The organism is Pseudomonas sp. MD195_PC81_125 (genome assembly GCF_014060985.1).
GTDB classification, from domain to species: Bacteria; Pseudomonadota; Gammaproteobacteria; order Pseudomonadales; family Pseudomonadaceae; genus Aquipseudomonas; species Aquipseudomonas parakoreensis.
On record NZ_JABULD010000776.1, the window covers coordinates 1 to 3,607 of the forward strand.

Here is a 3,607-nt window from a genome sequence, read left to right on the forward strand (position 1 = left end):
AGTCATCCACGCAGATGAAACACCGGTGCAGATGCTCATGCCGGGAACAAAGAAAACCCATCGCTCCTATGTGTGGGCCTACGCTACCAGCCAGTTCTCGGATGTGGCAGCGGTGGTTTATGACTTCAGCTCCAGTCGCGCCGGAGAGCATGCTCGCAACTTCCTTCAGGACTGGAAGGGCAAGTTGGTCTGCGACGATTTTGGCGGCTACAAGGCCAGCTTTGAACTCGGCGTGACAGAGATCGGCTGCATGGCCCATACACGGCGCAAGTTCTTCGAACTGCACGCTACGAATAAAAGCACGCTCGCCGAGCAAGCCCTGCGCTATATCCAGTTGTTGTACGAAATCGAAAGAGAAGTCAGAGACCTGGAGCCGGATTTACGGCGCCGAATACGGCAAGAAAAAGCCGTACCGGTGATGGATAGGCTGCATGCCTGGATGATCGCGCAGCGTGATCTTGTGCCCGAAGGTTCGGCCATCAGCAGAGCACTCGATTACAGCCTTAAACGCTGGGCAGCGCTGTCGCGCTACCTCGATGACGGGGCGGTTCCCATTGATAATAATTGGGCGGAGAACCAGATCCGGCCATGGGCTCTTGGGCGCAAGAACTGGCTCTTCGCCGGGTCGCTACGCAGCGGAAAACGGGCTGCGGCGATCATGAGCTTGATCCAGTCAGCACGGCTGAATGGCCATGATCCGTACGCCTATCTAAAGGATGTTCTCATGCGCCTGCCGACGCAGCGCGCGAGTGAGATTAACAAGCTGCTGCCGCACATGTGGGCGCCTGTTTAATCGCGCAGGGTGTCTGCCCTGGCATCTACATTTTGCGCCACACCAAAGCAGGAATTGCTCGGATGTAAATTAGTTCGCTGACCAACTCAATCAGCGTTTGAGTAATGACTGCTGCCGCAGCGAGCCCTCTGATTTCCTCGGGCAAGGCCAATGCCAATGGCAGAACCACTAATGAGTTTCGTGTCGAACTGCTGAAAGCGACTGATCTTGCCGTGCTGGCCGGTAACTTAAACGCCCGAGCCACCAGCGCACCTACCACCGGTGCCAAGAGCGTGAAACCAATGTAGGCGGGAATAACAGGCAGCAGCTTGTCGATGTCTCTGACCACCGTTGAAATCTGAGCGCCGATCACTACGACCAATACAGCCGCCATAGCCGGTACAGGCATCCAGGCCCATGCGTTGTTCCAGCTTTCAACGATGCGTGATCTCTTTGCCCCGGCAGCTGTTGCTACCGCTAAGACCAAAGGCAAAGCGATCAGCATCACAAAGGCCTCAACAAATGGGCCTATAGAAATGACCACTGTTGAGTCGTTACCCAGCATGAAGGTCAGGTACACCGGCAGCAGCACAAGCTGCATCAAAAGAAGCAATGGGGTGGCCGCCAGAGTGAGTTTGGAGTCGCCTTTACCGATATGGGTAAAAACCACCACATAGTCGATACAAGGCGTCAGCAAGACCAACAGGGCACCCACCAAAATCGCCGGGTGATTGGTTATCCCCATCGTCAATGCCCAAACCAGCAAGGGGATGGCCACGAAGTTGGCTGTGAGCAGCGCTGCCATGAAACGCTTATTTGCGAGGCCATTACGGAGATCCAAGAACGGGATCTGTAGAAACATGGCGTACATCAGCACTGCGATGGTGGGTGTCACCGTCGACCCTAATGCTTCAGACGCATTGGGGGCGAGCAGGCCTCCGAGGGCCGCGACAATGACCGCGACGAAGTAAATGGGAATCTGGTTAGTCTCTAGCTGTTCTCTGTCCACAAAATGCCCTTCAAGCGCGTGAAATTATTTTCTGAAGACAGGTTAATATCTGTAGCTGCTACAGGTTCAAGAAAATGCTTGGGGAGTTTGCATGTCAGGAATCGGGGCGCTGTCGAAATCAACGGGTTGCCACATTGAAACGATTCGCTACTACGAGAAAATAGGCCTTTTACCTCCCGCCCTGCGGTCGACTGGGCGGCATCGAATCTATACTGAAAAGCATCGATCAAGACTCGTCTTCATCCGGCAGAATCGTGAATTGGGTTTCCCGCTCGAAGATATCCGAGAACTCATCGCGCTCGCAGCAGATGCTGATCGTCCGTGCGCTGACGCGCTTTCGGTGGTCAAGAAGCACCTAGCGGAAGTAGAGTCGAAGGTAGCAAAGCTTCAGCAAATCCGGGTAGAGCTGCTCTCAATGGCAGGTATGTGTGAGTCAACATGCCTAGGTTTGAACACTCCAGACTGCACGATTGTTGAGTCACTTTTTGAACCTGCTGCTGGGGTTCGCTCTGGTTGCTGCTCCTAGACGAGTCAAGAGCATAGGGGGAGCAAGCTGCCATCGAAACCGAATAGCGCGATAGCCTCGACAGGGTGTTTCGAGCGTCCGTCTACACCAAACGGGCTGGTACAAGATGTGTTCGGCAGACGCTTACCGAGCTTGAGCGTGATCTGGCAACTACACGAAAAGGATATGACATGAACCCTGATGAGCTTTATGTTTCCGTCGACGTCGAGACTTCTGGACCTATACCAGGCGAATACAGCCTGCTTTCCATTGGAGCTTGCCTTGTAGATCAACCTGCCACGTCCATCTATCTTGAACTACGACCTGACAGTCCAAAACACGACCCAGAAGCACTGGCAGTATCGGGGCTGAGTCTGGAGAAGCTGGAGCGCGAAGGACTCACTCCGCAACAGGCGATGCTGACATTTGGTGAATGGCTGAAATCATCCTGCCAAACGGGGCAGAAGGTCATTTTCGTAGGACTCAATGCACCGTTTGACTGGTCATTCGTCAACTACTACTTCCACAAATACTTGGAAACCAACCCCTTTGGTTTTACCGCTATCGACATGAAGGCCTACTTCATGGGAGCTGTAGGTTGCAGCTGGCAGGAAACAAAATCATCCAAGATGACCGCTGCGCTGAAGCCACTCAGCGAACCGAACCATAACGCATTGGATGATGCTCGCTTTCAGGCAGAGCTCTTCGCGCTAATGCTGGCGGGTAAGGGTAACCGCTGACGCCTCCCATGGCACTGACTTGAAGCTTATCTAAGCCAAGTTGCTTCAACATATCTGCCGCCCCTGAACGACCAAGCCTTGATGCCTTCTGGTTTTTCGGACTTGCCAACGATAACGGCTATTGGGTGCGGTAGATCCTGCGTGTAACGCGCAGCAAATCTGGAGAAACTTCCTATGTCTGCCGGAGAAATCACCGGAACAGATTGGGGATGCGTATGCCAATAGCCCACCAGACGTAACCCTTGTTCGTTGGCAGCTTGGATCTCCTGACGGCACCGCTCCGCATCCAACTCTAGCCAAGACCAGCCTGACCGATCGGCGCGATGAGGCAACGTGGCCAAGGCCAGCAGCAACCCTTTCGGATTAACCGGGTTGACGAATAACTGTCCCCCTCGCTCCACGCCAAAGAGGCCCTGCCGATGACTATCCAAGATGTCCGCGACAGCTTGCGACACCAATAGCTCGGAATCCACCTCCGCCCATCTCCAGCGCCAAGCGATATCCGTCATACCATTTCATCCTTATGTTCCGGCCATCCGCGCTCGAGTAGGAGTTGCTGCGCCCCCTCTGGAACGTTTGGG

Annotated in this window: 5 protein-coding genes; 3 read left to right on the forward strand and 2 right to left on the reverse strand. The window is 54.2% G+C overall.

What is annotated here, in order from left to right; genetic code table 11:
• Positions 1-793: IS66 family transposase (locus HT737_RS29125; protein WP_182404553.1), on the forward strand; the 793-nt coding region annotated here is incomplete at its 5' end.
• Positions 794-818: 25 nt separating this feature from the next.
• Here HT737_RS29125 and HT737_RS29130 read toward each other — a convergent pair.
• Positions 819-1,781: an arsenic resistance protein gene (locus HT737_RS29130; protein ID WP_108184780.1), complete on the reverse strand. Its 963-nt coding sequence runs from the start codon at positions 1,779-1,781 to the stop codon at positions 819-821.
• A 91-nt stretch (positions 1,782-1,872) separates the two neighbouring features.
• On the opposite strand from HT737_RS29130, the gene HT737_RS29135 reads away from it, so the two are divergent.
• Positions 1,873-2,307, forward strand: a complete 435-nt coding sequence (locus HT737_RS29135; protein WP_080896083.1) for a helix-turn-helix domain-containing protein — start codon at positions 1,873-1,875, stop codon at positions 2,305-2,307.
• A gap of 170 nt (positions 2,308-2,477) precedes the next feature.
• The gene (locus tag HT737_RS29140) at positions 2,478-3,026 is read left to right on the forward strand and encodes a 3'-5' exonuclease (RefSeq protein ID WP_010565120.1); all 549 of its coding nucleotides are present in this window, start codon (positions 2,478-2,480) and stop codon (positions 3,024-3,026) included.
• A gap of 26 nt (positions 3,027-3,052) precedes the next feature.
• On the opposite strand, the gene HT737_RS29145 is transcribed toward HT737_RS29140, so the two are convergent.
• A complete protein-coding gene (locus HT737_RS29145) occupies positions 3,053-3,535 on the reverse strand; it encodes a Mov34/MPN/PAD-1 family protein (protein ID WP_042556859.1) in 483 nt (160 codons plus the stop codon).
• Between the last annotated feature and the right edge of the window lie 72 nt (positions 3,536-3,607).